At 62.0% G+C, this 3,597-nt stretch carries 2 protein-coding genes; both read right to left on the bottom strand.

Annotated features, from left to right (window positions below):
- Window positions 1-234: 234 nt before the first annotated feature.
- Window positions 235-1,572, bottom strand: a complete 1,338-nt coding sequence (locus tag HW556_RS18115) for a family 1 glycosylhydrolase (RefSeq protein WP_176901525.1) — start codon at window positions 1,570-1,572, stop codon at window positions 235-237.
- Between the two features lie 88 nt (window positions 1,573-1,660).
- Entirely contained in the window at window positions 1,661-3,400 is a 1,740-nt protein-coding gene (locus HW556_RS18110) for a ribulokinase (RefSeq protein ID WP_246289720.1), read from the bottom strand.
- Window positions 3,401-3,597: the final 197 nt, after the last annotated feature.

Raw genomic sequence — 3,597 nt, 5'->3', positions numbered from 1 at the left:
CCGCTGTTCAAATATTCACACCCAGACCTTCAAGGGGGGGGGGGGAAAAGGCCCCGCCCCTACGTCGTTCTTTGGAGCTTGGGGTAGCTATTAAAAACGGCTTGGTTCAACAATAGAAAGGGCCTTACCCTGCTGGAACGGCCACAAGAATGGCTCGTTTCAGCAGGGTAAGGTCCTTTATCCAATTCAGAATGACAGCTTGTTTTTCTGAGCCGGGATGCTCCCTCTGGAGCGTTAAATCTCCACTTTCAGCGTGGCTGGGCGGGTGGTTTGCTCGAACAGCTCGCCGTGGGGGATAATGGCAATCTGGCCGTATTCCTGCAGCAGCTTGCGGTAGGCGGCGGCCACGGGTCGGGGGTTACGGTCCATATCGAACAGGCCACAGGCGTTTACGGTGCCTTCCTTTACCTCCAGGCCCCGGTTCCAGTCAACCTGGTCGATGAGCGAGTACCAAGTGAAGCCGAGCACCGGCACCCCGATTTTGCGCATCTGCAGGATGTTTACCCACTGCTTCCAGAGCCAGGCCGGAGCCTCGTCGGGGTTGAAGATGTTAGTTTCGGTGTGCATTACCGGCTTGCGGTAGCGCAGGTAATAGTCGTGGGTGATATTGAACCAGCCCATGACGTCGGACGCCACCAGCACTTCGCCGTCGGGCAGAATCATCCGCTCGTTGCGACCGTAGTAGTCGTTGCCCATAATCTGGTATCCCGGAGGCTCACCGGCCATAAACCAGTCGTATTCCTCCTGGTTGAGGCCATTTTTGCGCAGGTAAGAAAACACCTCGCCATCCGGGTGGTGAGCGTAGAGCAGGTCGAGAGCCAGGAAACGCAGCTTGTTTTCCAGCTGAATATGGGGCGTGCGCTCGGTGCGCAACTCGTGGGTGTACTCGGCCGATTCGCTCTGCACAATCACGCAGTCGGGCCGGTGCTTGGCAATCTGCTGGTTGCCCATGATGCTGGCCGCCACCATGTGTTTGATGGCCGTTACGAAGGCTTCATCTGACTGCAGCTGCTCGTTCCAGATACCATCTTTGGCGCTCAGCTTGGCCGTTACATAGATTTCGTTGATGGGCGTGTAGTAGCGCACCCAGGGGTAGCGCTCGGCTACGGCCCCGCAGTATTCGGCGAAATGCACCGGCAACTTGGGGTTCTGGAAATTCTCCAGCCAGTCGGGTACCCCGAAGTGCAGCAGGTCCAGGATGGGCGTAATTTCCAGCCGCTGGATTTCGGCCATCACCTTATCGGCAAACTCCCAGTCGTACTCGCCGGGGCCCTTATGGATGCTGTAGTAGGGCAGCCCGTAGCGCAGCACCTTCAGGCCCATGTCCTTTACCAGCTGCAGGTCTTTTTTCCAGTGCTTGTAGTGGCCGCACTCTTCGAGCAGGTCGCGGCGCAATTTGCCGTGTTCGATGGTGGGGTACGAGCATTCGATGCCGGTGGCAAACATGAAGTTGCCCGGCGTGCCGGTGGGCAGGCCCTGGCCCGAAGTGCCGCTGGCCCCCCCGTGCTCGTCGCCCTCGTAGTTGCCACTACCGAAGTGTTCTTTAATTTCTGTCAGAAAGGATTCAGCCATATATTACAAAGGGGTGTAAGCACGCGAAATCAGGCAGCGCGCTGGGTAGTACGCACGATTAACCGTCCAGGTCCAATTTGTTCCCGAATTAGGCGCCAGTCGAACCGGCCGGACTGTCGGGACCGAACGTAGTGGCCTCCACAAAATCACCAAACGCCCGGTATTCCGCGTAACGGGCATTATAAACCGTCATCCGCGCCGGGTCGGGTGTGTACTCTTCCGAAAAGCCGCTGCCCATAGCCTGCTGGGCTGCCTCCACGCTCGGGTAGCAGCCGGCGGCCACGGCCGCGTACATGGCCGCGCCCAAGGCCGGAGCCTGTTCCGAGGCTACTACCGCAATGCGCCGCCCCAGCACGTCGGCCAGCGTCTGCATCAGGTAGGCCGATTTTTTGGCCACGCCCCCGACGCCGATGATTTCTTTGATGATGATGCCTTCCTGCTCGAACCGTTCCAGAATATGGCGCGAGCCGTAGCACAGCGCCTCCACCAACGCACGGAATATCTCGGGGGCGCTGCTGCCCATCGTCAGGTTGCGGAGCGCGCCCTGCAACTGGTGGTTGGCGTCGGGCGTGCGGCGGCCGTTTACCCAGTCGAGGGCCAATACCGGGCTCTGGGCAAAGGGCAACCTCTGGGCGGCTTCGGTGAGCAACTCCAGCAAATTATCTTCGGCTTCCTGGCGCAGCTCTTCGCGCTGCTCGGCGCTGAGGCTGGTAGTACGGGCCAGCACGGCGGCCAGCGGCCAGTTAAGCAGCTCCTCGAACCAGGCCAGCAGGTCGCCAAAGGCCGACTGGCCAGCCTCCAGGCCCACCAGCCCGGGCACCACCGAGCCCTCGACCTGCCCGCAGATGCCGGCCACCGGCGCCCGGCCGACCAAATCGGTGGGCGGCACCACTACAATGTCGCAGGTGCTGGTGCCCATCACTTTTACCAGCGTGTAGGGCGTGATGCCCGCCCCTACCCCACCGGCGTGGGCATCTATAGTGCCCACGGCTACCACCGTTTCGGGACGTAAACCCAGCTTTTCGGCCCACGCGGGACTCAGGGTGCCGGCAGCCTCGTCGGCGGGGTAGGTTTGCTGGTAGAGGCGCGCGCGCAGGCCGGCTAGTTGGGGTTCGAGCTGGGTTAGGAACTCCTCAGCCGGCAGGCCGTCCCAGTCGGGGTGCCAGAGGGCCTTGTGGCCGGCGGCGCAGCGGCTGCGCTTTAGCTCGGCCAGCGGCAGGCCGGTAAGCTCCAGTGTCAGCCAGTCGCAGTGCTCCAGCCACGAGTGCGCCGCCTGGGCCACCCGCTCGTTGCGGCGCGTAATGCGTGTGATTTTCGACCAGAACCACTCCGACGAGTACACGCCGCCAGAATACTTGGTATAGTCAGGGCCGCCCCAGATGCGGGCCAACTGGTTGATTTCCTCGGCCTCGGCCACGGCGGTATGGTCTTTCCAGAGGATGAACAGCGCGTCGGGCTCCTGGGCGAATTCGGGCAGCAGCCCCAGCGCCCGGCCCTGCTCGTTTACCGGGCCGGGGGTCGAAGCGGTGGCATCCACGGCCAAAGCCACAATTTGCGCGGGGTCATCAACCAAAGCCGCTACCTCGCGCACAACCTCGGTGAGGCCCTCTAAATGGTCGAGCGGGTGCTGGCGGAACTGGTTCAGGTCGGGGTCGCAGAACTGGCCGGCCTCCCAGCGCGGGAAGGGCCGCACGGCGTCGGCCACCTCGCGGCCGGTGGCTACCTCGACCAATAAAGCGCGCACCGAACTGGTGCCAAAATCGAGGCCGATAACGTATTGGGGGCTGGTTTGCATAGCGGTGCGGGAGTGGTGGCAGGGCTTCAACATACGGTTTCCAAGGGCAAAACGACGCAAAAAGCCCCCGCTGCCAAGTGGCAACGGGGGCTTACAGAACGTCCGTAAAAGCAGGGCTTGTCTCCGTCCGCCGTTCATACCGTGTCAACGATAATCGTTTAACGGCGGGGGGGGGGGAGACCCCCCCCCCCCCCCCCGCGAGGCCTTCAAAAAGGGGGGGGGGCTTCGTT

It is taken from the genome of Hymenobacter terrestris, from assembly GCF_013377905.1.
GTDB lineage: Bacteria > Bacteroidota > Bacteroidia > Cytophagales > Hymenobacteraceae > Hymenobacter > Hymenobacter terrestris.
This window is presented reverse-complemented; position numbering and strand designations above follow the sequence as displayed.

What these genes read in the sequence shown, in the direction of transcription:
- HW556_RS18115 (WP_176901525.1), bottom strand. Translation starts at nt 1,572, where the DNA reads ATGGCTGAATCCTTTCTGACAGAAATTAAAGAACACTTCGGTAGTGGC.
- HW556_RS18110 (WP_246289720.1), bottom strand. Translation starts at nt 3,400, where the DNA reads ATGTTGAAGCCCTGCCACCACTCCCGCACCGCTATGCAAACCAGCCCC.